Here is a 24,214-nt window from a genome sequence, read left to right as displayed (position 1 = left end):
ATGCAGGTTACTCAGGCGTCCGGCAATAATGTGCCGGGTCAGTCCCAAAATCAGACAAATTCGAATGCTGCAATCAGTTCGGACTTTGATACATTTCTGAAGATGCTTACGGCGCAAATTCAGAATCAGGACCCATTGAACCCGATTGAATCTGAAGATTACGCGGTTCAGTTGGCAACATTTTCCAGTGTGGAACAGCAGGTGCTGACCAATGATCTTCTGACGGCGCTTGGCACACAATTCGGATCTATGGGGCTATCACAAATGGCGGGATGGATCGGAATGGAAGCAAGGGCTGCAGCGCCAGTGCTGTTCGACGGAACGCCTATTGAAGTGTCTCCCAATCCCGCCGTCGGAGCCGACAATGTAGAATTGGTTGTCCGGGATGAAGAGGGCAATGTCGTGCATCGCGAACAGATCCCAAAATCGACGGAAAGCTTTGACTGGGCCGGTGTTGGGACCGATGGCACACCCTTGCCGAATGGGGTTTACAACTTTTCGGTTGAAAGTTTTCTGAATGGAGAAAGCCTGATTGAAACCCCTGCCGAAGTATACGCAGAAGTGGTTGAGGTGCGCGGTGTTGACGGGCAATCGGTTGCCGTGCTGAAGGGCGGAGCGCTGGTGAGCATTGACGCGGTTTCGGCGCTCCGCAGTCCTGGCTAACCCAGATACATTCCTGCTGCATAGCCGACGGCCAGCAGCAGGGCGCCGCCAGAAAGCCATGCGATCCAGCGCAGTGGTGATGGCCCCGGCGCAGGTGGTGGGGATTGGCTGTATTGGATTAACGCAGCCTCTGCGATTTGCGGCAGGCGCGGGCCGAAGCGCCCTAAAACCTTTACAGTGCGGACCAGATCACCAATTACGGCCCGCGGCCCAATGCTGTCTTTGATGTAACTTTCGACAATTGGTTTCGCGACGTCCCAGATGTTCATCTGCGGATCCAGGGAACGCGCAACCCCTTCTACGACAACCATGGTGCGTTGCAGAAGGATCAGCTCTGTCCGGGTTTCCATGCCGAAACGTTCAGTGACCTCAAACAGATAGCTAAGCAGAGACCCCATAGAGATACCGCTGGCGTCGACGCCGAAAATGGGTTCGCCAACAGCGCGCAGCGCACGGGCAAATTCATCGACATCCTGATGGGCAGGCACGTAGCCGGCTTCAAAATGGACTTCTGCAACGCGCCTGTAGTCACGCTTGATGAACCCATAAAGAATTTCCGCATAAACCCGGCGGGTATATTCATCAATCTGCCCCATGATCCCGAAATCATAGGCAATGATATTCCCGTTTGCTGCGACCTTCAGGTTGCCCTGGTGCATATCCGCATGAAAGAAGCCATCACGCAGTGCATGAGACAGGAAAAGTTGCAGCACGCGCGCGGCCAGCTCCGGACGGTTATGACCGGCCGCGTCCAGGGCGTCGTTGTCGCCCATGCCAGAACCTTCTGCCCAGTCGAGGGTCATCACCCGACGGCCAGACAGATGCCAGCGAATGCCTGGCACCTGAAAACCGGCGTCGTTCATCGTATTGGCGGAAAATTCTGACGCAGAGGCGCTTTCAAGGCGCAGATCCAGTTCACCCAGCACCACGCCTTCAAAATGGGCGATCACATCATGGGGGTGCAGGCGGCGTGAGGCCGGAGACAGAAATTCAACAACGGATGCCGCAAAGTAAAACGCATCAATATCTTTGCGGAAGGCGCGTTCAACATCTGGTCGCAGAACTTTCACTGCAACCTCTTCGCCAGTCTCACGCAGCCGGGCTTTGTGCACCTGGGCAATGGATGCCGCCGCGACGGGTTCGCTGAGCTCCGAGAACATCTCATCCACCGGACGGCCAAGTTCATCTTCGATGCATTTCCGGGCGACTTCAGACGAAAATGCAGGCAGCTGGTCCTGAAGAACGCGCAATTGCGTGGCCAGTTCATCGCCGACCACATCCGGGCGGGTCGACAGAACCTGACCAAATTTGATGTAAGCCGGACCAAGCGCTGTCAGGGCACGTGTGACTGGTGGCATGTCCGGATCACCTTTGACGCCCAGCCATTGCACAGGCCAGGCAAAGGCGCGGGCAACAATGCGCAAAGGCGCCGGTGCGTCCATCGCATCCAGCACAACTTTCATCGCGCCAGTACGTTCAAGCGTGGCGCCGGTGCGGATCAGGCGCCAGATATTATGGGGACCACGCATTTAAATCTTCCAGCCGGAATGCAGGGCTGCGATGCCCATGGACAGATTGCGGTATTTCACCTGATCAAATCCGGCCTCACGGATCATATCGGCAAAGACGTCCTGTTGCGGGAACTTGCGGATGGATTCGACAAGATACTGATAGCTGTCTGCATCCCCGGCAATCATTTGGCCCATCTTCGGGATGACATTGAAGGAATACAGATCATAGGCTTTCTGCATCATATCATTTGGGATCTGGCTGAATTCCAAAACCATCAGGCGACCGCCCGGGCGCAGCACACGGTAAGCTTCGCGCAGGGCGTCAGGAATGCGGGTGACGTTCCGGATGCCAAATGAAATCGTGTAAACGTCAAAGGTGTTGCTTTCAAAAGGCAAAGCCATCGCATCGCCCACAACCCAGTCAAGACTGTCCGCCATGGTGCCTGCTTCTGCGCGCTGACTGCCTTCAACCAACATGCTTTCGGTCATATCGCAGACAGTCGCATGGCCAGAACCGGCGCGTTTCAGGAAGCGAAATGAAATATCACCGGTGCCGCCCGCAACATCCAGCAGGCGTTGCCCCGGGCGCGGCGCAAGCCAGTCCATCATCGCATCTTTCCAGACCCGGTGAATGCCCATGGACATCGCATCATTCATGACATCGTATTTCGAGGCGACATTGGTAAACACCCCATGCACCATCCCGGCCTTTTCGGTCTCGTTTACGGTCTGAAATCCGAAATGTGTGGTTTTGTCAGTCATGCGTGCAGTCCCGGGCTTGTCGTCCATCTGTTCACACCCTCATATAAGGCATGACCCGCGCATACAATGCGCTGCTTTTACACAGGAGCAGATATGCCTGAATTACCCGAAGTGGAAACCGTGCGCCGGGGGCTGTTGCCCGCGATGGAAGGTGAAGTGATTGAACAGGCTGAGGTGCGTCGGGATGGGCTGCGCTGGAAGTTTCCCGAAAACATGACCGCGCGACTGACAGGGGCGCGGGTGAATGCCCTGCGGCGGCGATCGAAGTATATTTTGGCAGATCTGGATACGGCTGAAACTCTGATCATTCATCTGGGCATGTCCGGACGCATGCAGGTGTCTGGTGTGAAGATTGGTGATTTCTTTCATGATCACCAGGAACAGCAGAAGCATGACCATGTGGTGTTGCACATGTCTGGCGGCGGGCGGGTGACCTTTAATGATGCGCGACGCTTCGGGGCGATGGACCTCGCCACGACTGATAGGGTTCAGGAACATAAGATGCTGGCCGGCCTGGGGCCGGAACCTTTGGGCAATGACTTTCATGAAGATCTGCTGAAAGAGAAATTCAGCGGGCGCAAAACGCCGGTGAAATTGGCGCTGCTTGATCAGAAAATCGTCGCGGGACTCGGCAATATTTACGTTTGTGAAGTGTTGAACCGGGTCGGCATCGTGCCGACAAGGCCGGTTGGGGGAATTGACGCAGCGGAAATTTCGACCCTGGTACCCGCGATCAGAGAGGTTCTGTCAGAGGCGATTGAGGCCGGGGGATCATCCCTGAAGGACTACCGGCAGGCAGATGGGGAACTTGGTTATTTTCAACACTCTTTTAAGGTTTATGGCCGCGAAGGAGAGGCGTGCCAAACGCCCGGTTGCGGCGGTGAAATCAGCCGAATCACGCAATCCGGACGCTCAACTTTCTTCTGTGCGCAATGCCAAAGATAGCTTGATCCGGGGGCAGGCTTTGGTAAGGCTGCATCCTGACCAGAGGCAACAGATGAGAAAACCATGGCCTATGAGACGCTGATCGTCGAGATCGAAGACCACGTCAAAACCATCCGGCTGAACCGCCCGGATGCGCTGAACGCCCTGAACAGCACCTTGCTGGCAGAACTGGCGGATGCGGTGAAAGCCGCAGAAGAAAATGACAAAGTGCGCTGTGTCATTATCACCGGTTCCGACAAAGCTTTTGCTGCGGGTGCGGATATCAAAGAGATGTCTGAGAAGAGCTTCGTTGATGTTTATATGAACGATCTTTTTGGTCCCGAGACCGATCAGCTGGTGAAATCCCGTAAACCGATTATCGCGGCTGTGTCCGGCTATGCGCTGGGCGGTGGGTGTGAACTTGCGATGATGTGTGATTTCATCATTGCGTCTGACACCGCGAAATTCGGCCAGCCGGAAATCAACCTTGGTGTTGTTGCGGGTATTGGCGGGACACAACGCCTGTCACGTTATGTTGGTAAATCCAAATCTATGGATATGCACCTGACCGGCCGCTTTATGGATGCCGAAGAAGCAGAACGCTCTGGGCTGGTATCCCGCGTAGTGCCTGCGAAAAAGCTGATGGAAGAAGCCATGAGCGCCGCGCAGAAGATTGCTGAGAAATCCATGCTGACCTCTATGGTCGTTAAGGAAACAGTGAACCGCGCCTGGGAAACCACGCTGTCTGAGGGTCTGCTGTTTGAACGCCGCGCATTCCATTCTCTCTTTGCATCTGAGGATCAGAAAGAGGGTATGGGGGCGTTTCTTGATAAGCGTCAGGCCCAATTCCGCGATAAATAATCAAGGACCTGCCCTGGTTTATAATCCGGGGCAGGTTTTCAGGCATTTTGGGGTTTTCATTTCTGTGAAAATACCTTAGTTACCGCCGCTATACATGCGCGTGAGGCCCGCTCTGGCCAGAATCATCGGTTCTTAAACCCGGTCGGACCTGTAGCGCAGAACAGAATTCAATGTCCGGCCTTGTCCGGCAAAAAGGAACCGAACACATGGCTAATACGCCTCAGGCAAAAAAACGCGCCCGTCAGAACGAAACCCGCTTTACCGTTAACAAAGCACGTCGTTCCCGCATCCGTACATATCTGCGTAAAGTTGAAGAAGCGATTGCTTCCGGTGACCAGACTGCAGCTGCTGCGGCTCTGAAAGACGCACAGCCAGAACTGATGCGCGGCGTTACAAAAGGCGTTGTTCACAAGAACACTGCATCACGCAAAATCTCTCGTCTGTCTGCTCGTGTAAAAGCTCTGGGCTGATCTGCAAAAGATTGCTGATTCTATTAAAAGGCGCATCCGTCCGGGTGCGCCTTTTTTGCATTTGCCGCATCGCAAACGCAGAAAAATACCTCGTTTTATAAGGAAATTTTCCTCCCTTCGGATTCGTTTCAGCAAAGTGAGAGTCAAGCGTGAAGTTCTGTTGCGTGGGCTGCTGACAGCTTGCTAACTTGCTCCTGCGATTCACGTTACCTAAGGGGACAAGCAATGAACCCACGGGTGGTTTCTGATATTCTTAACATTTCTCCACAGGATGCCTGGGAGCTTTTGAAAAACGAAACCAGCTGCAAGTTTATTGATGTCAGGACACGCGCCGAATGGGGGTTCGTTGGCGTTCCTGATCTAAGGGATCTGAACCAGGAGACAATTTTCGTCGAATGGGCCAGTTTTCCTTCAATGTCTGCAAACCCGCACTTCGGGGAACAGGTTCTGGAAGCACTGAACGGGGAAATCCCGGACAAGCTGCTTTTCCTGTGCCGATCCGGGGTGCGTTCACTTCATGCCGCGCGAGCGGTGGCTGATCTGTTGTCTGGCTGTGGGAAGCCGGTGCAATGCATCAATGTAGCCGAAGGGTTTGAAGGTGATCTGAACGCAGAGGGACAGAGGGGCCAGCTTAACGGCTGGAAGTTGAGAGGACTGGCGTGGCGTCAGTCATAAATTTGGACGTTGACGAAGCGGGTATAAAAATAATGATAAACCAATCCTGGGTCGATATCAGAGAAGACCTCGAAGCTACCGTTGGAAAGAACAACTATGTCAACTGGATTGAGCCGCTTGAGCTCTCCGGTCTGGACAATGGTGTGGCTGTCTTCCGTGTGCCGACGAATTTTATGGGGAACTGGGTGTCTCGCAATTTTGGCGATGACATTGTTCAGCTGCTGAAAAGCAGCGGGCAGGCCGTAAGCCGTCTGGAATTTTCGGTGAATGCTGCACGTTCACCGAAGCGCGCGACAGCGCCAAAGGCAGAACAGATATCCGAAGTACCTGTGTCTTCTGCTCCGCGTAAAAAGGCTGCAGTTGCCCGTTCTACGGGTACGGTTCCTGGTGCGCCTCTTGATGCGCGATTTACGTTTGACAGTTTTGTCGTTGGTAAGCCGAACGAATTGGCCCATGCAGCGGCACGCCGTGTTGCCGAAGGTGGCGAAGTGGCCTTCAATCCGCTGTTCCTTTATGGCGGTGTTGGTCTTGGTAAAACGCACCTGATGCACGCGATTGCAAATCAACTGCGGACGCAACGCCCTGATCTGAATGTTGTGTACCTGTCTGCAGAACAGTTCATGTATAAGTTCGTGCAGGCTCTGCGCGACAAGAAGATGATGGATTTCAAGCAGATCTTCCGTGCTGTGGATATTTTGATGGTGGATGACGTTCAGTTCATCGCCGGAAAAGGTTCTACACAGGAAGAATTCTTCCATACCTTCAACGCACTGGTTGATCAGAACAAGCAGATCATCATTTCCGCAGATCGTGCCCCGGGTGAGATCAAGGAACTGGAAGATCGCATTCGCTCTCGTCTGCAAAGCGGCCTGGTCGTGGATCTGCATCCGACAGATTATGAACTGCGCCTGGGCATTCTGCAGCATAAGACCGAACAGCACATGCTGAAAGATCCATCCCTGCACATCGCGGATGGTGTTCTTGAATTCCTCGCGCACCGGATTTCCACTAATGTTCGTGTTCTTGAAGGCGCATTGACCCGTCTGTTTGCTTTCGGGTCGCTTGTTGGCCGGGAAGTCACACTTGAACTGGCACAGGATTGCCTGGCTGATGTTTTGCGCACCTCGGATCGTAAGATCACAGTTGACGAAATTCAGCGTAAAGTCGCGGAACACTACAACATTCGCCTGTCCGAGATGATCGGCCCGCGCCGTGTGCGCACAATCGCCCGCCCACGTCAGGTCGCAATGTATCTGGCCAAGCAGCTGACTTCCCGTTCTCTGCCGGACATCGGGCGTCGCTTTGGTGGCCGCGACCACACCACGGTTATGCATGGTGTAAAACGTATCGAAGAGCTGCGAATTTCGGATTCTCAGATCGAAGATGATCTGGAACTGTTGCGTCGGGCGCTCGAAGCCTGATTTTTGCCACAGAATTGCAACGGATTAAGGGCCGGGGTCTTGACGCCCCGGCCTTTCCATTGGACATTCCGAAAAAACGATTTAACGGGTCGCGGGGATGCGCTACAGTCAGCGTCCCGGCGGGTTGACCCGATTAACAAGGAGCACCGGAATGAAACTCAGCATCGAGCGCGCAGCCCTTCTGAAAGCCGTGTCGCAGGCCCAATCAGTTGTTGAGCGCCGCAATACTATTCCGATCCTTGCAAATGTTCTGATCGAAGCCGAAGGCGACATTGCCAGTTTTCGCGCGACTGACCTTGATATCGAGGTGGTTGATAAAACCGTCGCCCAGGTCGAACGTGCGGGTGCGACTACAGTTTCCGCGGTCACGCTGCATGAAATCGTGCGCAAACTTCCTGATGGTGCGCTTGTGACCCTGACTGAAGATCCTGCAGCGGGCCGTATCACGGTTGAGGCGGGGCGTTCGAATTTCTCTCTGGCAACTCTGCCGCGCGAAGATTTTCCTGTGATGGCAACATCTGAGTATTCTGCAAACTTCAGTGCCAAAGCACCGGATTTGCGCCGTCTGTTCGACAAAGCAAAATTCGCAATTTCCACTGAGGAAACCCGCTATTACCTGAACGGTGTCTACATGCACATCGCGGATGGTGAAGAAGGCAAGGTTTTGCGTTGTGTTGCGACCGATGGCCACCGTCTGGCGCGTATTGATGCAGAAATGCCTGCAGATGCACTGGAAATGCCTGGTGTGATTGTGCCCCGCAAAACCGTGGGTGAGCTGCGCAAACTTCTGGATGATGATGATATGCAGATCGCTGTGTCCGTGTCTGAAACCAAAGTGCGTTTCGCAACCCCGGATATCACCCTGACATCCAAAGTCATCGACGGCACCTTCCCGGATTACACCCGCGTGATTCCACAGGGCAACACCCGAAAGATGGAAGTGGATGCTTCTGATTTCGCGAAGGCCGTGGATCGAGTGGCAACTGTGTCTTCTGAACGTTCCCGGGCCGTGAAACTGGCGCTGGATGAAGACCGCCTGGTTCTTTCCGTCAATGCGCCGGACAGCGGCGCAGCGGAAGAAGAACTGGCCGTCGCTTATGGCGACGAGCGCCTGGAAATTGGCTTTAACGCGAAATACCTGCTGGAAATTGCCAACCAGGTGGATCGTGAAAACGCGGTGTTCCTGTTCAACTCTGCTGGTGACCCGACCTTGATGCGCGAAGGCAATGACACCTCTGCGATCTATGTCGTGATGCCTATGCGCGTGTGATGTGATTTGTGTCGGGGCTTGCCCTGCGGAAGCTCAGGCTTTCGCATTTCCGCTCTCACAAAGCACTGAATATTGACTGCGCGCCCGGGCCTGTTGCGATCTATGGGCCCAATGGTGCGGGGAAAACCAATATCATCGAAGCGATTTCCATGCTTTCCCCCGGTCGCGGCCTGCGCCGGGCGGCAAGCGATGATATGATCCGCAAACCGGAAAGCCTTGGCTGGAAGATTGCGGCTGAATTGCAAAGCCTTTCACAAGTCCACGAAATCGAAACCTGGCTTGAGGGCGGGCAGGGGCGCAATGTGCGTATTGATGGCAAGGCGGCCTCACAGGTGGCGCTTGGTAAAATCGCCCGTGTTCTCTGGCTGGTGCCTTCAATGGATCGCCTCTGGCTTGAGGGTGCAGATGGACGGCGGCGGTTTCTGGATCGAATGGTGCTTAGTTTTGATCCGGCGCACGCACAGAACACGCTGACCTATGAAAAAGCCATGCGCGAACGCAATCGCCTGCTGAAAGATCAGATCCGTGATCCGCACTGGTATCGTGCACTTGAGGTTCAGATGGCTGAGGCCGGGGCTGCGATCCAATCCGCGCGCGCAGATACAATTGCAGCTATTGCCCTGGCGCAGGCGGGGGCAGAAACGGAATTTCCGCGGTCTGAACTTGCCATCATCATGCCGGAAGGAGCGGAGCAGGCCGAGGGCGTTGATGCGCTGGCAGAGGTTTTCGTTACCTCTCGCCCGCGCGATCTTGCCGCCGGACGTACCCTTGTGGGTCCGCATCGTGCGGATCTGTCTGCGATCTTTTCCGCAAAAGGCGTGGCCGCCAAAGAATGCTCAACCGGTGAGCAGAAAGCCCTGCTGATCTCGCTTATCCTTGCCAATGGTCGCGCACTTGCCCAATCTTTTGGCGCGCCTCCCATTCTTCTGCTGGATGAAGTCGCTGCACATCTTGACGCTGCCCGCCGGGCCGCCCTTTATCACGAAATCACCGCCCTTGGCGCCCAGGCCTTCATGACCGGGACCGGTGCGGAACTTTTTGACAGCCTTACACCGGATGCCATGCGGCTTTGTGTTGGGGATGAGAATGGAACGAGTTATGTCGATATTACCTGATGTTGTTTCCCCGCAGATGCAGGAACTGATTAAAGCCCGGATGAAAGATATCGAGGCTGAGGAAAATATCCGGGTCTTGTTCGCGATTGAATCCGGGTCGCGCGCCTGGGGGTTCCACAGCCCGGACAGTGATTATGACGTGCGCTTTGTTTACGCGCGGCCGCTGGACTGGCACTTGTCCCTGCAAAAGAAGCGCGATGTGGTTGAGCGTCCTATAGATGACGAGCTTGATATTTCAGGTTGGGAACTTTCCAAAACGCTTCAGTTGATTATGGGATCAAATGCCGTTGTGCCGGAATGGTTGCAGTCGCCGATTGTTTATTCTGCTGTGCCTGAGGCGGTTCAGGATCTGACGGATTTTTGTCGTGTCGCCCTCGATCGCCGGTCTGTCACCTGGCACTACCTTTCCTTGATGGAGCGTCAGCAAAGTCGTTTGTATGGGCCGGATGGTGAAGTCAGGCTGAAGCGCTATTTCTATATTTTGCGACCGACGCTGGCTTTGCGTTGGATGCGCCTGCATGATAAGGCTGTTGCGCCGATGAATATGGATGTCCTGGTTGCCGGGTGTGATCTCACGGAACGGGTGCAAAAGGATCTTGCAGAACTGACAGAACAGAAAAAACAGGCGCGTGAAAAGGCCTTTGTTACATCCGTCGCTGAAAGCCTGGTGACACTTGTTGCAGAGGAAGAAGCGTTGGCGCGTGATTGGCTGGCCGCAACCCGCAGTGACAAATCCTGCGATGCCCTGTGGCAGCAGGCTGACCACCTGCATATGAAATGGACGCAGGAGGCGTTCAGATGACTCTGACCGTCTGGGAACTGTTTCTCTATGCCTGTGCGGTGGGCGTGCTTTTTCTGACGCCTGGCCCTGTCTGGGTTGCGATCATTGCGCGGGGCATGTCGGGTGGGTTCCGGTCGGCCTGGCCGCTGGCCTTTGGTGTTGTCATCGGCGATGCGATCTGGCCTTTTCTGGCGGTGCTTGGTGTCAGTTGGCTGGTACAGGAAATTTCCGGCTTTATGCTGATCCTGCGCTGGGTTGCAGTGGCGTTTTTTGTCTGGATGGGCGTGATGTTGATCCGGAATGCTGACCGTGAAATCGACCAGAACAGCCGCCTGACGGCTCCTGGTGTCTGGGCGGGGTTTGTTGCAGGTGTCATTGTGATTATGGCAAACCCCAAGGCGATCCTGTTTTATATGGGCATTCTGCCAGGCTTTTTTGATCTGACACAAATCACCACACCAGACATCGTTGCGATCTGTCTGGTCTCTATGCTGGTGCCGCTGGTGGGTAACACGTTCTTTGCGCTTTTTGTCGATCGGATGCGTCGTCTGGTGACCACGCCAGGGGCAATCAGGCGCATGAATATCATCGCGGGCTGGCTTCTGATCGGGGTTGGTCTGGTGATCCCTTTCACCTGACATAAATCTGTTGCGATCCGCGTGACACCCTTGATGAAATCGGCTATAAAAATCGCTAAATTACGAGGAAGTGCAGTATGTCTGACGACAATCAGCAGCCAGAAGAATATGGCGCAGATTCTATTAAGGTTCTCAAGGGCTTAGAGGCGGTTCGCAAGCGCCCTGGCATGTATATCGGGGACACAGATGATGGCTCTGGTCTGCACCATATGGTGTATGAAGTTGTGGACAACGGCATTGACGAAGCACTTGCCAATCATGCGGACCACGTCAGCGTAACAATTCACGCGGATTCCAGCGTATCTGTTTATGACAACGGGCGCGGTATTCCCGTTGGCATGCACGAAGAAGAAGGCGTGTCCGCAGCCGAAGTTATCATGACCCAGCTGCACGCCGGCGGTAAGTTCGACAGCAATTCCTACAAGGTATCCGGCGGTCTGCACGGCGTGGGTGTGTCCGTTGTGAACGCTCTGTCTGTCTGGCTGGAACTACGTGTCTGGCGCGACGGCAAAGAACATTACGCAAAGTTTTCTCACGGCGAAACCGTGGAACACTTGCGTGTTGTTGGCGATGCAAATGGCAAAAAGGGCACCGAAGTGCGCTTCCTTGCTTCGACCGATACCTTCTCAAACCTCGAATATTCCTTTGAGACACTGGAAAAACGCCTGCGCGAACTGGCGTTCCTGAATTCTGGCGTGCGCATCCTTGTACAGGATGAACGCCCTGCAGAGCCCCTGAAAAGTGAGCTGTTTTATGACGGCGGTGTTAAGGAATTCGTGAAATATCTCGACCGTTCCAAGACACCAATGATGCCAGAACCGATCTTTGTGCGCGGTGAAAAAGATGACATCGGCGTTGAAGTCGCGATGTGGTGGAACGACAGCTATCATGAAAATGTGCTGCCGTTTACCAACAACATCCCGCAGCGCGATGGCGGCACGCATATGGCCGGTTTCCGGGGTGCTTTGACCCGGACAATCAACGCCTATGCGCAGTCCTCTGGCATTGCGAAGAAGGAAAAGATCAACTTTACCGGCGATGACGCGCGCGAAGGTCTGACCTGTGTGCTGTCCGTCAAAGTACCTGATCCGAAATTCTCGTCCCAAACCAAAGACAAGCTTGTCAGTTCCGAAGTTCGCCCGGCCGTTGAAGGTCTGATGAACGAAAAGCTGACAGAATGGTTTGAAGAAAACCCAACCGAAGCCAAAATGATCGTTTCCAAGATCGTTGAAGCAGCTCATGCCCGCGAAGCCGCGCGCAAAGCCCGCGATCTGACCCGCCGTAAGACGGCGATGGATGTGAACTTCCTGGCCGGGAAACTGAAGGATTGTTCTGAAAAAGATCCGTCCAAAACCGAAGTCTTCCTGGTGGAGGGTGACTCTGCGGGTGGCTCTGCGCAGACGGGTCGTGACCGGATGACTCAGGCGATCCTGCCCCTGCGTGGTAAGATCCTGAACGTGGAACGCGCCCGTTTTGATCGCATGCTGGCGAGCCAGGAAATCGGTAACCTGGTGATGGCGCTTGGCACTGGTATTGGCCGCGATGAATTCAACATCGAAAAGCTGCGCTACCACAAGATCGTTATCATGACCGATGCGGATGTCGACGGTGCGCACATCCGGACGCTTCTGCTGACCTTCTTCTTCCGTCAGATGCCGGAACTGATTGAAGGTGGGTATCTCTATATCGCGCAGCCACCGCTTTATAAGGTTGCTCGCGGTAAGTCAGAAGTTTACCTGAAGGATCAGGCTGCACTTGATGATTACCTGATTGAACAGGGCATTGATGGCGCAGTTCTGCGTCTGGCCTCTGGCGAGGAAATCACCGGTGCAGATCTGAAGCGCGTCGTTGAAGAAGCCCGCCTGGTGCGTCGCACTCTGCAGGCTTTCGCCACCCATCACCCGCAACACATCCTGGAACAGGCCGCGATTGCCGCCGCCTTTGTGCCCGGTGCTGTTGATCAGAATCTGCAAGGCGTTGCGGATGCGATTGCCGCGCGTCTGGACGCGATTGCGCTGGAATATGAACGCGGTTGGCAAGGCCGCCCGACACAGGACAAAGGCATTCGTCTTGCGCGTTTGTTGCGCGGTGTGGAAGAAGTGCGCACGCTGGATGGTCATGTGCTGCGTTCCGGCGAGGCCCGCAAGCTGGGCAGCTATACGGACAGTCTGAAAGAAACCTATGGCCAACCTGCAAAGCTGATCCGCAAGGATAAAGTGGTCGAGGTCCATGGCCCGACAGAACTGTTGAAAGCGATCCTGGCGGAAGGCGAAAAGGGCCTGTCCCTGCAGCGGTATAAAGGCCTGGGTGAAATGAACCCGGATCAGCTTTGGGAAACCACGCTTGACCCGGATGCACGTACATTGCTGCAGGTGAAAATTGATGATCTGGCAGAAGCTGATGACATCTTTACCAAGCTGATGGGGGATGTGGTTGAACCCCGCCGCGACTTTATTCAAAGCAACGCGCTGAGCGTGGAAAACCTCGACTTCTGATTTTCTGTAGGTTCGGGCATAACTTTGCACTTAGAGTATAAATTTGCACTCGGGCAGCTTGTTTCATTCATTTGAACCGAGCTGCCTGAAGCGGTTTTCTGCAGATTGCACCGAATGTCAGATAGATGAAAATTCCTGACCGTCCATTCTGCCGTTTGGGCGGAAAGCGGGAATTCACTACGGCTGCTGTTCGCCTGATTTCTTAGTTTTATTGGGTGCTTCGACATCAAGAACGATGACGTCAAATCGCTCTTGATGTTCCTGCGATAGCATTTCCTTTATGCCTCGCTCTAAATCTATTGCGTTTGAAGGTTTAGAAATTCCTTCTGGTACCGCTCCTTCGAAGTCAGAGATCTCTGGGCTAGGTTGGTTGAGTAGACGATTCAGCCAGCGCTGATCGAATTTAGGCGCGTCTGAAAACAATGGCCTGCCTCCAACTGTTTCCAACAGCCATTTGGCCACGTCGTCCGGCGGTGATGCATCATCAAGCTCAGATCTCTGAATGCCGTGAACGTTCTGACTTTCCGCGTTCCAGTCACTTTCCAACCAATCTGGCCTTGGCTGAATGAGCTTGCTTTCAATGACAACTTTCGTCTCGTTAAGCCATGCCACCCCGACTTCAATTGGCCAGCTATCTTGGCTCAAGGAGGATGCCTCAAAATCGATAAAGACCGGCCCTCCTACACTAACTATCTCGCCGTTTTCATCGAGACCAGCTCCAAGGCCAAGCGCGCGACGTCGCGCAAAGAATAGCTCTTCGTTGGGGCCAGGCTCTCCCAACATTTTGGCAATCTCGTTGAGTTCATCTTTGTCCATCGTTCTCACCGTGCATGTTGTCCGCTCGGATGTGCGAGGTTTTCAAAATAAGTCTCGGGCCATGCAGTTCGGTGCCTCTATCGTATTTGTAGGGCCTTCTCAGGATGATCATTGGCAATTTCTGCGTCAAAGATTGCGAACTTGACGTTCTGCAAGCTGAGCTGTTCGCGCAAATCTATCAACGATGGCATTGAGCGTTCCCAGCTTGTCGGTGCAATTATGTAGGTCTCTGGAAACTCTCGGAGCAAAAGGGATGCCACAGCCAAAGTCTCTACTTGGAACTTGCGCGTGATTTTCTGCCGGTGACTTTTTATTTCTATTGCTGCAATTGGCATTCCGCTTCGCAGCAGTTCAAAGTCGCAGGGAACTGGCTTCGATCTATTCCGAGGGCGCAGCACGGTCTTCCCACCTTTGCCCAAGATTCCAGTATTGTTTTCAAGATACCGTTTGATAGAATCCTCATACTCCCGTTTTCTGTGCCACCGGTCGTGCCCAACGCCCACTGATTGATCAGTTTTTCGCTTTGCTTGTTCGATCTTTTGGTTGAGTTCTAAGCGGGTTGCGGTGCCATCAAATACCTTTGGAGCGAACTCTAAAACTGCAACTTCCGACATACGCTCAAGTAGGATCAGTTTAAGAACGGATGTCATGGCGATGTGTTCCGGTTCTGCTGCATGGACATCAGGTGCGTTCTTCTCGAGCCATTTTTCAGCGTAGACCGGATTTCTTAGGCTGGCACGGTCCTGACCACGAAGCTCTGCAACCCTGTCGAGAATGTCATCGAGATCTTTGAAGCCGTAATCCTCCCGAATTTTCACAGCGGTGCGAAGCTTCTTGGCGAACGTGATCCAGTTCGTTTCAGAGGCAATGTCTTTGAGGGGTTGTTGCACAGTCATTTTGGGCTCTCAAACCGGTTTGTTTCGAAATTTTCGAAATCTCTGATGTTGATGTTAGTATTACTAACCGAATCAGGAAAGGGAAAAATATGCGAGTGGACAAGCAAGCCGACCCAGTGGCGCGGACTATTCACAAACGTGGACAAATGAAAAAGGCCCACAATATTTCGCTGAAAAAGAGCCCAGGCATCATCAAACTGGAAACTCGCCTTGAAACCAGCATGGCAATATCTCTGTCCCTTGATCCGAGAGTGATGACTTTTCGGCCTCAACCCATGACGATCGAAATGGGTACCGGACGAGTTTTCGCAACCAAAGCTCACCTTCACCGTTCTTTCGAGGGGTTGGAGTACAAATCGCGCCCTTACACACCAGATTTTGAGGTCACCCTCGAAACAGGAATAGTATTCATCGAGACCAAGCATTCTCGGCTGATTGAAAGATCACCTGACGCGCTGGAATATCCCTCAATCTTGAAAAACTATGGATTGCGGCTTGTCCTGGTCGACGAAACCTTCTTCCCAGAGGTTTTTTGTCAGAACATCAGATTGTTGCATCCCTATCAGAGTTGCCAATTTTCCAGCGCTGAACAGCGAATGGTTGCTTCTGCAGCTGGGATGGCTGCAACCATTGGTGAGCTGACCACGAACCAACAGATTCCACAAAATCTCATCCTTGCTGCGATAGCGCAAGGCGTCTTACATGCCGAACTTCATGAAAGCCGCCTTGGGGTGAAAACCCTTATATCTGCTCAAGAAAATCGTCATATTTCGCTCGAGAGGTTGCCCCTATGACCTTCGAGAACGTGCAATGCGTTGGTGAAATCATTGAATTAGAGGGTAGACGGTCCAAGAAGTTGCCCCGATCACAGGCTGGAAAGAGCAATGTATTGCACATTGGTGTGACGCTGGTTTGATAGAGCATGACCTCGGTAGCCATTCCCGAGGTCTGTCGAGAATTATCACCCCTGAAGCACTTGCTGCATTTCAAGCAACACACGTCCAAGTGTCATCTCTGGCCAAACAGCTCGACACCACATCCCGATCGTTGGTTAAGAAATTAGACGAAAAGGGCATTAAAACTGTCGGCGCCTTTCAAGATGGGAAGGCAACTCGTGGGTTACTTGTCGCTCTATCGGATCTTGTAAAAGGGCTCGACGACTTATTGGTCACGCCTGTTGCTGAGAAATCAAAGTGACTTTGTTTGAAACCGCCTTCTTGATCGTTTGCATTTTGATGACAGCAGTGACAGTGGCCTACTTCACCTGGCTGGTTTGGACGCGCGGCCGGGATTCCGTTGATGATCCCAAACTTGTGGAACGGTTTCATGAGACCGCGCCTTTCGAGAAGCTCGACCAAGTTCTTGATCCCCTCGATGATAAGAAGAGCCTTCTTGTGGAAGATGATGGTGACCACCAGAACTGACAACTCGCCAAAACTGTTCGGAAGCTCAACATCGTTTTGAAGTTGGGTGGAAAGCGGAAGTTCGCCGCAAGTGCGAACTTCTTGGATGGATGAGGCTATGCAGACCTTCGAATGTCCATCATAGCACAAGATGCTGCGTTGCATTAGAGGGCCGTTTGAGTCCCAATTAGCTTGTGTTGCAGTACGGTGGAAGGCTCGCGTTAATCACAAACCGGACCTCCTCGTGTACTATGATACCTCCTGCCATTGTTGGATTGAGGCGAATATTCATCGGTACTTCCAGCTGAGAATTCACATTTGGGAAGCCTTTGTGGGAACAAAAATCACAAAACTCGCCTCTGTCCTCTACGCCCGACTGGTAATCATTTGTACATGATCCAAAAATCTTTTCAGTTCTTCACTCCCATGCTTGTCGATACTAATCATCGCTATAATCAAGGCGAATTTTGGCTTGGATCGTTTCCCCGTCCACGTTTCGTCGATTACAGGGAGGAAAGAAATGTTCAAAGTATCAGCGGGTCTTGGGTGTGTGTTTGCAGCGGCAATCACCGCCTCGGCGGCCCAAGCAAATGAATGCGGTGAAGTGTCCATTATGCAAGGCGACTGGGGATCGGCCCAAATCGTGACAGCCGTGTCGAAATTTTTGATGGAGGAAGGATACGGGTGTGACGTCACCACTATCCCGCTAAGTAGCATCCCTGCGCTGGCGTCGGTGGCTGAAACTGGAAAGCCAGATATTTTGACCGAGATTTGGACCAACGGAGCGCCTGCATATCAGGGGCTGGTCGATTCCGGCAAGATCATTCCGGTCAACGAAGTTCTTTCAGATGGTGGGGTCGAAGGGTTCTTTGTTCCCAATTATCTGGTTGAGGAACATCCTGAACTGGCAACTATCGAAGGTATCGTTGCAAATCCAGAGCTGGTTGGGAACCGATTTCACAACAGCCCCGAAGGTTGGGTCTCTATCAACGCGAATACCAACCTACTGAAGGCAAGTGGGCTTATCGATGCGGGTTTGGACAATTTTGTTCATGGGTCGGGTGAAACGCTTGCTGCCTCAATCGCCACTGCCTTTGAAGATAAGGAACCCTGGTTTGGGTTCTACTGGGCGCCGTCTTCCATTCTTGGAAAATACCCGATGACACTGGTGGAATTGGGCCCACATGATCCAGAAAAACACACCTGCAACATTACGGCGGAATGTGAAACACCTGCATTGAGTAACTACCCGCAAAGCGTTGTAACCACAGTCCTTTCCAAGGATTTCATGGCCGAAAATACAGAAATTTCGGATCTGATGACCAATCTGTCGTTCACCAATGCGCAGATGGGAGAAACTTTGGCTTGGGTTGAAGACAACCAAGCCTCTTACGAGGAAGGTGCTGTACATTTCCTGACGACCTACAATGATGTCTGGGGCGCATGGCTGAACGATGCTGCACGCGAGAAACTGTCTCCACTGTTGCAATGACCTAATGTCAGGGGCGTCTTTGCGGCGCCCCTGATGCCCCAGCCTGATAAAAGAAAGCGGGACCGATGGCGTTCTATGATAAGATCTTCGACGTGCTTGGCCTCACTACGTGGTGTGGCGAGGGCAACGATGGCCCGATGAGCATGGCGCAACTGCTGGCAAAAAGCAGAGGCGATGCAAACGCCGAGGCAAACAGCGGCATTCCCTTTCCATCCCTCGACAATCTTCATGAATCCTGTTCCGCAATTCCGCAGACCCGTGACATGACATCAGGTTTGGAGGACGTATTCCTTTCGGCAAAAGATGCGATGAAAGTCGTTTTGGATCCGGTGACACAGCCATTATCTTGGGCCTTGGATGGTGCTCTTTGGGCCTTTCTTGCGGTTCCCTGGTGGGTCTTGCTCCCGGCACTTTTTTGGTTGACTTGGTACGTCTCGCGCTCGGTCGGTGTCACAATTTTTGTTGCTTGCGCCTTTCTGTTTCTGGGGGTCATAGACCACTTGGATGCTGCCATTCAGACATTGTCGATCATCTTCGTTTGTACCGGGCTATGTGTCATTCTGGGGGTTCCGATCGGCATTCTTATGGCAAAGTCAAACACCCTTCAGCGAGTCATGCTTCCGTTGCTTGACCTGCTTCAGACCTTGCCCAGCTTTGTGTATCTCATTCCTCTGATTTTCCTGTTTTCGGTGACCGAAAGCAAACTCTACGGCATTGCGATCATTGTTTACGCCATTGTTCCGGTCATTCGATTGACCGATTTGGGCATTCGCCTTGTTGATAAGGACGTCATCGAGGCCGCAAATGCCTATGGGATGAATGCACGACAAAAGCTTTTGGGTGTCGAAATTCCGCTGGCTCTGCCCAATATTATGGCGGGTGTAAACCAAACCATCATGATGAGCCTTGCGATGGTTGTTATTGCCTCTCTCGTTTCCGCACCAGGCCTTGGGGTTCTTGTTTTGCGCGGTATTCGCAATCTGGAATTGGGCGTGGGCCTGATTGCCGGTCTTGGGATTGTCCTGCTTGCGGTCGTTCTTGACCGCACAACCAAAGCGGCGCTTGCCCGTATCAACGTCACACATGAAAACGGGTGAGAGATCTAAATATGACGCGCAAAACACAACTTAGCATCCGTGGTCTTTATAAGATATTCGGCGCAAGACCTCAGACGGTTTTGCCGCATGTTCTGGCAGGAATGGGAAAGGCTGAGCTGCTTCAAAAGCATGGTCATGTTCTTGGATTGCAGAACATCAACGTGGATATGAAAGCCGGAGAAATAACAGTGGTGATGGGGCTGTCTGGTTCAGGAAAATCGACCCTGATCCGGCACGTGAACAGGTTGATCGAACCTACGGCGGGTGAAATCGAAATCGACGGCCAGAATATCCTGACCTTGTCCGCGGCTGAGTTGTTGCGGTTTCGCCAAACCAAAATGTCGATGGTCTTTCAGAAATTTGCGCTGTTCCCCCACAGAACGGTTCTGCAAAACGCTGCCATGGCGCTTGAGGTGCGCGGCGAAAGCACCTCCGAGCGTGAAGCAGAAGCGGTAAAATGGCTGGATCGTGTCGGGCTGGCGGGTTTTGAAGGACACTATCCCCATCAGCTATCAGGTGGGATGCAGCAACGTGTGGGGATTGCACGGGCGCTGGCATCCAATTCTGACATTATGCTCATGGACGAAGCTTTTTCGGCGCTTGATCCTCTTATTCGTACAGACATGCAGAACCTGCTGCTCGAACTGCAGACGGAGCTCCACAAGACCATCGTGTTCATCACCCATGATCTCGACGAAGCGTTGAAGCTGGCGGATCATCTTGTCATCCTGAAAGATGGTGCCGTGGTGCAGCAGGGCGAGCCGCAAGAGATCCTGCTTAATCCAGCTGATCCCTACATCGAGGACTTTGTCGGAGACATCAACCGGGCAAGAGTATTACGTGTTCGTTCCATCATGCATCCTGGCGAAGATGGCGATCACATCGCAGGTGAAGTCGATCAAAATGCGACTCTCGAAAGCGTTATCGAACTATCGGGAGGTGACACACAAAAGAACTATCGTGTGTGTGCTGAAGGCGTCCCTGTCGGTTTTCTGGACATGAAGGAACTGGTCAAGGCTCTCGTTCCGGCCCATGCAAACGCTTCGCGCTCAGGCGACATTCGTTAACGTTGCACCGATCCAATCAACCGCGGAAGAACCGCATGGTTGGGTCGGCTTCAATTTGTTCGAACAACCAGTCGACGAAGGTCTCGTGCTTTGGGTTCCGCGCTCTTTCTTTTGGGGTCGCAAGATACCACTGCCCCGGCTCCGGCACTGATAAATCGAACGGCTTTATCAAACGCCCTCTTTCAAGGTCGCGCGCGCAAAAAGGCGCCCGCGCAACACTGATCCCATGATTGTTCAGAACGGCCTCTCGAACCAACGGATAATTGTCAAAGATCGATCCAAATTTCATGGATTCACGACTGAGACCTGCCGCATCCAGCCAGCGGTCCCAGTCATCTGGTTCGTTCCATGTGCTCGGGACACTCAACAACAGGAAGTTCTTTAACTCTTCCAGCGATAGTCCAGTGCTTGATGAGGACAAAGCTTCGGGTGCACAAACTGGGTAAATGTCAGTTTCAAACAGAGGGCTGTAGTCAAACCTCTTGTCAAATGGTGGCGCATTGAACACGCCAACATCAAACCGGTGCATATCATAGTCCCCGTCTTCAAAGGTTGAGATAATGCGGACACGTGTGTTCGGATTGTCTTGGAGGAAATCCGCCAGCCTGGGCTGCAACCACATCGTATTGAAACTGGCATATGACTGAACGAGCAAAACGTCTGGTTCTTCTGGTGCCTGAAGCCGCTGTGTAGCCTTGATTATTCCACGTATATGTTCGCGGATCGGCGGATAGTACTGTTCACCTGCCGGGGTCAGCTCAACCGAACGGCTTGTGCGTTCCAGGAGTTGAACACCAATTGATTTCTCCAGCGCCTTAATCTGGTGGCTGACCGCCGCGTGCGTCACACATATCTCGTCAGCGGCTTTGCGAAAGCTCTTGTGTCGCGCGACGGCCTCAAAGGCGCGGAGCGAAACCAATGTGGGGATATGGGGCAATAGCAATGATCCTTTTCATTGGGCCAATACGTTCATCGCTTAGCGGGGTTTGCTGACGTAGGGCGAAACTCTGTCAGGATTTTTCACCGCCTCATATATCGTTCGGCTGAAAAAATTGCAATTTTCAGCGCGCTTTGATTGGTTAGAAATCCTTGACGACCGAAAATTTCTTTCAGTTCTTCTACCCACCGAACAATGTCAATTTGGTAGGCGAATGAACGTTAGGATTTCGCCTGTATGCTTCCCACATCACCGACACCAAAAGGGTCTGATTACCCGCTATTGATCAAACAGCTTTTGACCCGATCAAAGCTGGTATCTGCTACCCAGGAAATTGTTAGCGGAACCGATACACGACTGAGTTATGCGCAACTCAACAAGCGTATCGCACAGCTTGCCAACACCCTAACGGCCAGTGGCGTCAGTGCGGGAATGCGTGTCGGAGTTATGGATTGGGACACACACCGTTATCTTGAGTGCTTCTTTGCAGTGCCAATGATGGGCGCCGTCTTGCACACCATCAACGTCCGTTTATCACCTGCGCAGGTCCTTTATACGATCAATCACGGCCAGCCGGACCTGATTATGGTGCATCAGGATTTCATGCCACTAATTGATGAAATCAGGTCAGGCTTTGACCGCGACATCACCATTGTTCCGATGGGAGATGGTGAGGAATATGAAAATTGGATTGGGGGCGCCTCAACCAGCTTTGACTTCCCGGATTTTGACGAAAACCAAACCGCAACACTGTTCTATACAACCGGAACCACGGGCAATCCCAAGGGCGTAAGTTACACACACCGTCAACTGGTGCTTCATACACTGGGTCTGACCTCTGGGTTTGGCTCATTCTCAGGGAATGCCGGGTTTCATCGCGGCGACGTTTACATGCCCCTGACGCCCCTGTTCCATGTTCATGGATGGGGGTTTCCATATGCGGCAACGATGCTGGGGCTACGTCAGGTTTATCCGGGGCGCTACACGCCTGACACAATTTTGCAGTTGATTGCCTCCGAAGGCGTCACATTTTCCCATTGCGTTCCAACCATATTGTCAATGGTGCTCGATGATCCTCTGTGCGTAAAAACAGATCTGCGCCAATGGAAAGTCATCATTGGTGGAGCGGCCTTGCCGCGCGGTCTGCAGGATCGCGCGGCGACGGAGGGGATATCCTTGCATGCCGCCTATGGGATGTCCGAAACCTGTCCGTTTTTGACTGTGGCAGACCTGACCAGTGATGATCCCAAAGTCCAGGCCCAAACCGGTTTTCCCGGTCCGCTTGTCGACCTTCGGGTTGTGACGCCGGATATGCAGGACGTCCCGCATGACGGTGAAACAACCGGCGAAGTTGTGGCCCGAGCGCCTTGGTTGACGCAGGGCTATCTGGGGGACGAACAAGCTTCTGAAGATCTTTGGGCAGGTGGATATCTGCACACAGGCGATGTTGGATTCATCCGCGAAAACGGGTCGCTACAGATCACAGATCGTCTCAAGGATGTGATCAAAACCGGAGGTGAATGGATATCCTCATTGGCTCTGGAAAACATCGCATCATCTTGCGCAGGTATTGAGGACGTCGCCGCGATAGGGCTTCCGCATCCAAAGTGGGGTGAAAGACCGGTGTTGGTTGCTCAAATCGTAAAAGAGACCGACCCGGATCTCGTACGCAGGAGCGTCAAAGACAAAATCCAGTCGCGCGTCGAAGTAGGTGAACTGTCAAAATGGGCGGTTCCAGACGACATCATATTTGTTGCCCAACTTCCCAAAACCAGCGTCGGCAAGCTCGACAAAAAGCTCATACGACAGGACATTTCAACACGTTCGGACAAATTATCATGACAGTTAAAAATTCCCGCATTCAAGCACTTATCCAATCGATCATCCAATTTTTAGAGGCGCACCGCGAAGATGTACGCGGCGTTGATCTGACATTGGAAAAGCTGGCAACCATGGACCTGACGGGCGAGCAACTCATTGATACGCCTCCCCAAGGAACCCGTCATGATAAGACACTAACAGATGCCATTTCAGGGATTTCCGCATCCGAATTGCATGAAATTGCAAATTGCCTGACGGCTGCCAAAGATGATCTGGTCTGGCGCGAAGACAATGCCCAATATTATCCCCCCGGCGCTGATCTGGGAGACGGGTACAAAAAGTGCAACCTGCACAGTTTGCTCATCGGACCTGATGCATGTGGGTATCACCATCCGGACTTTAACTTAGGCATCTTCATGCTTGGCGCGCGCACCCTTTACCGGGACCATAACCATGACGCACCCGAGCTGTATCTAAATCTATCGGACAAAACAGGTTGGCGATTCGGGACCCAAGACTGGCAGGATTATCCGGCCGGTTCGCTGATTTGGAATGCGGCGGGCGAACCTCATGCCACCCGTGTCTATGAAAAACCATTTATTTCGGTCTTTGTCTGGCTTGAGAACATAAATTCACGCTGCAACGTGATCCACTTTGATGATTGGGCTGAGATTGAACAGGATCTTGCCCAACAGCTTAACTGAGGATTCCAACCATGATTTCCATTGAACGCATTGGTGGCGTCGCTTGTATCGAGCTGAACGCCCCGCCCGTGAATGCCCTTGGCCTAAAAATGCGAAAGGCGCTATCGGCAGCCATTCAAGAGTTGGATGCCGATGACCAAATCCAGGCTATCGTTCTGCGCTCGGCCCTGCCGCTTTTTTGCGGAGGGGCCGACATCGCAGAGTTTCGCACGGGGGCCGTGTGGGACAAACCGGATCTGCCGGATCTGTGCCTGACTATTGAGGCATGCTGGACCTGTCGCGGTTTGATGCCGCTCCTTTGATAGCATTTACTGCAACAAAGGAGACTGACTATGGGACTGAAACGGACGGACGAATTCCGCCAAGATGCGGTGCGTATCGCGCTGACCAGTGGG

At 52.9% G+C, this 24,214-nt stretch carries 24 protein-coding genes; 19 read left to right on the top strand and 5 right to left on the bottom strand.

Annotation, left to right across the window (positions count from 1 at the left end):
* Positions 1 to 663, top strand: coding sequence for a flagellar hook capping FlgD N-terminal domain-containing protein (locus H1D41_RS16715; protein ID WP_228849993.1), 663 nt, complete (start codon positions 1 to 3; stop codon positions 661 to 663).
* Here H1D41_RS16715 and ubiB read toward each other — a convergent pair.
* A complete protein-coding gene (gene ubiB, locus H1D41_RS16710; RefSeq protein WP_228849992.1) occupies positions 660 to 2,192 on the bottom strand; it encodes a 2-polyprenylphenol 6-hydroxylase in 1,533 nt (510 codons plus the stop codon). The genes H1D41_RS16715 and ubiB overlap by 4 nt on opposite strands.
* Positions 2,193 to 2,936: a bifunctional demethylmenaquinone methyltransferase/2-methoxy-6-polyprenyl-1,4-benzoquinol methylase UbiE gene (ubiE, locus tag H1D41_RS16705; protein ID WP_107496886.1), complete on the bottom strand. Its 744-nt coding sequence runs from the start codon at positions 2,934 to 2,936 to the stop codon at positions 2,193 to 2,195.
* 93 nt (positions 2,937 to 3,029) lie between these two features.
* Here ubiE and mutM point away from each other — a divergent pair, with 93 nt between their 5' ends.
* From mutM to gyrB, 10 genes are all read left to right on the top strand, one after another.
* Positions 3,030 to 3,881 (top strand): bifunctional DNA-formamidopyrimidine glycosylase/DNA-(apurinic or apyrimidinic site) lyase, encoded by an 852-nt coding sequence (gene mutM / locus H1D41_RS16700; protein WP_228849991.1) that lies wholly within the window; start codon positions 3,030 to 3,032, stop codon positions 3,879 to 3,881.
* 63 nt (positions 3,882 to 3,944) lie between these two features.
* On the top strand, positions 3,945 to 4,721 hold the full coding sequence (locus H1D41_RS16695; protein ID WP_107496616.1) for an enoyl-CoA hydratase: 777 nt from the start codon (positions 3,945 to 3,947) through the stop codon (positions 4,719 to 4,721).
* A gap of 206 nt (positions 4,722 to 4,927) precedes the next feature.
* Complete coding sequence (rpsT, locus tag H1D41_RS16690; RefSeq protein ID WP_107496617.1) at positions 4,928 to 5,191, top strand: 30S ribosomal protein S20; 264 nt, start codon at positions 4,928 to 4,930, stop codon at positions 5,189 to 5,191.
* A 225-nt stretch (positions 5,192 to 5,416) separates the two neighbouring features.
* A complete protein-coding gene (locus H1D41_RS16685) occupies positions 5,417 to 5,866 on the top strand; it encodes a rhodanese-like domain-containing protein (protein ID WP_228849990.1) in 450 nt (149 codons plus the stop codon).
* A 32-nt stretch (positions 5,867 to 5,898) separates the two neighbouring features.
* Entirely contained in the window at positions 5,899 to 7,287 is a 1,389-nt protein-coding gene (dnaA, locus tag H1D41_RS16680) for a chromosomal replication initiator protein DnaA (RefSeq protein ID WP_228849989.1), read from the top strand.
* Positions 7,288 to 7,438: 151 nt separating this feature from the next.
* Complete coding sequence (gene dnaN / locus H1D41_RS16675; RefSeq protein ID WP_107496619.1) at positions 7,439 to 8,557, top strand: DNA polymerase III subunit beta; 1,119 nt, start codon at positions 7,439 to 7,441, stop codon at positions 8,555 to 8,557.
* Positions 8,558 to 8,565: 8 nt separating this feature from the next.
* The gene (gene recF / locus H1D41_RS16670) at positions 8,566 to 9,672 is read left to right on the top strand and encodes a DNA replication/repair protein RecF (RefSeq protein WP_228849988.1); all 1,107 of its coding nucleotides are present in this window, start codon (positions 8,566 to 8,568) and stop codon (positions 9,670 to 9,672) included.
* Positions 9,656 to 10,474, top strand: a complete 819-nt coding sequence (locus tag H1D41_RS16665; protein ID WP_228849987.1) for a nucleotidyltransferase domain-containing protein — start codon at positions 9,656 to 9,658, stop codon at positions 10,472 to 10,474. The genes recF and H1D41_RS16665 overlap by 17 nt, the downstream gene beginning before the upstream one ends.
* Positions 10,471 to 11,091, top strand: a complete 621-nt coding sequence (locus tag H1D41_RS16660; RefSeq protein ID WP_228849986.1) for a LysE family translocator — start codon at positions 10,471 to 10,473, stop codon at positions 11,089 to 11,091. The genes H1D41_RS16665 and H1D41_RS16660 overlap by 4 nt, the downstream gene beginning before the upstream one ends.
* Positions 11,092 to 11,168: 77 nt before the next feature.
* Entirely contained in the window at positions 11,169 to 13,586 is a 2,418-nt protein-coding gene (gene gyrB, locus H1D41_RS16655) for a DNA topoisomerase (ATP-hydrolyzing) subunit B (RefSeq protein ID WP_228849985.1), read from the top strand.
* A gap of 177 nt (positions 13,587 to 13,763) precedes the next feature.
* Here the strand turns inward: gyrB and H1D41_RS16650 are convergent, their stop codons facing one another.
* Positions 13,764 to 14,402, bottom strand: coding sequence for a 3'-5' exonuclease (locus H1D41_RS16650; RefSeq protein WP_228849984.1), 639 nt, complete (start codon positions 14,400 to 14,402; stop codon positions 13,764 to 13,766).
* Positions 14,403 to 14,479: 77 nt separating this feature from the next.
* Positions 14,480 to 15,298, bottom strand: coding sequence for a hypothetical protein (locus tag H1D41_RS16645; protein WP_228849983.1), 819 nt, complete (start codon positions 15,296 to 15,298; stop codon positions 14,480 to 14,482).
* An 89-nt stretch (positions 15,299 to 15,387) separates the two neighbouring features.
* Between H1D41_RS16645 and H1D41_RS16640 the strand changes: the two genes are divergently transcribed.
* From H1D41_RS16640 to H1D41_RS16620, 5 genes are all read left to right on the top strand, one after another.
* The gene (locus H1D41_RS16640; protein WP_228849982.1) at positions 15,388 to 16,092 is read left to right on the top strand and encodes a hypothetical protein; all 705 of its coding nucleotides are present in this window, start codon (positions 15,388 to 15,390) and stop codon (positions 16,090 to 16,092) included.
* Between the two features lie 399 nt (positions 16,093 to 16,491).
* Entirely contained in the window at positions 16,492 to 16,722 is a 231-nt protein-coding gene (locus H1D41_RS16635) for a hypothetical protein (protein ID WP_228849981.1), read from the top strand.
* A 499-nt stretch (positions 16,723 to 17,221) separates the two neighbouring features.
* A complete protein-coding gene (locus H1D41_RS16630) occupies positions 17,222 to 18,193 on the top strand; it encodes a glycine betaine ABC transporter substrate-binding protein (protein ID WP_228849980.1) in 972 nt (323 codons plus the stop codon).
* 65 nt (positions 18,194 to 18,258) lie between these two features.
* A complete protein-coding gene (locus H1D41_RS16625) occupies positions 18,259 to 19,290 on the top strand; it encodes an ABC transporter permease (RefSeq protein ID WP_228849979.1) in 1,032 nt (343 codons plus the stop codon).
* An 11-nt stretch (positions 19,291 to 19,301) separates the two neighbouring features.
* Entirely contained in the window at positions 19,302 to 20,357 is a 1,056-nt protein-coding gene (locus H1D41_RS16620; RefSeq protein WP_228849978.1) for a quaternary amine ABC transporter ATP-binding protein, read from the top strand.
* A gap of 16 nt (positions 20,358 to 20,373) precedes the next feature.
* Here H1D41_RS16620 and H1D41_RS16615 read toward each other — a convergent pair whose 3' ends face one another.
* Positions 20,374 to 21,294: a LysR substrate-binding domain-containing protein gene (locus tag H1D41_RS16615; protein WP_228849977.1), complete on the bottom strand. Its 921-nt coding sequence runs from the start codon at positions 21,292 to 21,294 to the stop codon at positions 20,374 to 20,376.
* Between the two features lie 282 nt (positions 21,295 to 21,576).
* Between H1D41_RS16615 and H1D41_RS16610 the strand changes: the two genes are divergently transcribed.
* From H1D41_RS16610 to H1D41_RS16600, 3 genes are read left to right on the top strand one after another with little or no spacing between them, the layout of a single operon-like run.
* Positions 21,577 to 23,136 carry a fatty acid--CoA ligase gene (locus H1D41_RS16610; protein ID WP_228849976.1) on the top strand — a complete coding sequence of 520 codons (1,560 nt, stop codon included), beginning with the start codon at positions 21,577 to 21,579 and terminating at the stop codon, positions 23,134 to 23,136.
* Complete coding sequence (locus tag H1D41_RS16605; protein ID WP_228849975.1) at positions 23,133 to 23,819, top strand: dimethylsulfonioproprionate lyase family protein; 687 nt, start codon at positions 23,133 to 23,135, stop codon at positions 23,817 to 23,819. The genes H1D41_RS16610 and H1D41_RS16605 overlap by 4 nt, the downstream gene beginning before the upstream one ends.
* 11 nt (positions 23,820 to 23,830) lie before the next feature.
* Complete coding sequence (locus H1D41_RS16600; protein ID WP_228849974.1) at positions 23,831 to 24,121, top strand: enoyl-CoA hydratase/isomerase family protein; 291 nt, start codon at positions 23,831 to 23,833, stop codon at positions 24,119 to 24,121.
* Positions 24,122 to 24,214 lie beyond the last annotated feature (93 nt).

It is taken from the genome of Halocynthiibacter styelae, from assembly GCF_016123485.1.
Classification (GTDB): domain Bacteria; phylum Pseudomonadota; class Alphaproteobacteria; order Rhodobacterales; family Rhodobacteraceae; genus Halocynthiibacter; species Halocynthiibacter styelae.
The sequence above is the reverse complement of the archived record's forward strand: the minus strand, read 5'-3'. Positions and strand labels throughout refer to the sequence as shown.

What these genes read in the sequence shown, in the direction of transcription:
- H1D41_RS16715 (WP_228849993.1), top strand. Translation starts at nt 1, where the DNA reads ATGCAGGTTACTCAGGCGTCCGGCAATAATGTGCCGGGTCAGTCCCAA.
- ubiB (WP_228849992.1), bottom strand. Translation starts at nt 2,192, where the DNA reads ATGCGTGGTCCCCATAATATCTGGCGCCTGATCCGCACCGGCGCCACG.
- ubiE (WP_107496886.1), bottom strand. Translation starts at nt 2,936, where the DNA reads ATGACTGACAAAACCACACATTTCGGATTTCAGACCGTAAACGAGACC.
- mutM (WP_228849991.1), top strand. Translation starts at nt 3,030, where the DNA reads ATGCCTGAATTACCCGAAGTGGAAACCGTGCGCCGGGGGCTGTTGCCC.
- H1D41_RS16695 (WP_107496616.1), top strand. Translation starts at nt 3,945, where the DNA reads ATGGCCTATGAGACGCTGATCGTCGAGATCGAAGACCACGTCAAAACC.
- rpsT (WP_107496617.1), top strand. Translation starts at nt 4,928, where the DNA reads ATGGCTAATACGCCTCAGGCAAAAAAACGCGCCCGTCAGAACGAAACC.
- H1D41_RS16685 (WP_228849990.1), top strand. Translation starts at nt 5,417, where the DNA reads ATGAACCCACGGGTGGTTTCTGATATTCTTAACATTTCTCCACAGGAT.
- dnaA (WP_228849989.1), top strand. Translation starts at nt 5,899, where the DNA reads ATGATAAACCAATCCTGGGTCGATATCAGAGAAGACCTCGAAGCTACC.
- dnaN (WP_107496619.1), top strand. Translation starts at nt 7,439, where the DNA reads ATGAAACTCAGCATCGAGCGCGCAGCCCTTCTGAAAGCCGTGTCGCAG.
- H1D41_RS16665 (WP_228849987.1), top strand. Translation starts at nt 9,656, where the DNA reads ATGTCGATATTACCTGATGTTGTTTCCCCGCAGATGCAGGAACTGATT.
- H1D41_RS16660 (WP_228849986.1), top strand. Translation starts at nt 10,471, where the DNA reads ATGACTCTGACCGTCTGGGAACTGTTTCTCTATGCCTGTGCGGTGGGC.
- gyrB (WP_228849985.1), top strand. Translation starts at nt 11,169, where the DNA reads ATGTCTGACGACAATCAGCAGCCAGAAGAATATGGCGCAGATTCTATT.
- H1D41_RS16650 (WP_228849984.1), bottom strand. Translation starts at nt 14,402, where the DNA reads ATGGACAAAGATGAACTCAACGAGATTGCCAAAATGTTGGGAGAGCCT.
- H1D41_RS16645 (WP_228849983.1), bottom strand. Translation starts at nt 15,298, where the DNA reads ATGACTGTGCAACAACCCCTCAAAGACATTGCCTCTGAAACGAACTGG.
- H1D41_RS16640 (WP_228849982.1), top strand. Translation starts at nt 15,388, where the DNA reads ATGCGAGTGGACAAGCAAGCCGACCCAGTGGCGCGGACTATTCACAAA.
- H1D41_RS16630 (WP_228849980.1), top strand. Translation starts at nt 17,222, where the DNA reads ATGTTCAAAGTATCAGCGGGTCTTGGGTGTGTGTTTGCAGCGGCAATC.
- H1D41_RS16625 (WP_228849979.1), top strand. Translation starts at nt 18,259, where the DNA reads ATGGCGTTCTATGATAAGATCTTCGACGTGCTTGGCCTCACTACGTGG.
- H1D41_RS16620 (WP_228849978.1), top strand. Translation starts at nt 19,302, where the DNA reads ATGACGCGCAAAACACAACTTAGCATCCGTGGTCTTTATAAGATATTC.
- H1D41_RS16605 (WP_228849975.1), top strand. Translation starts at nt 23,133, where the DNA reads ATGACAGTTAAAAATTCCCGCATTCAAGCACTTATCCAATCGATCATC.
- H1D41_RS16600 (WP_228849974.1), top strand. Translation starts at nt 23,831, where the DNA reads ATGATTTCCATTGAACGCATTGGTGGCGTCGCTTGTATCGAGCTGAAC.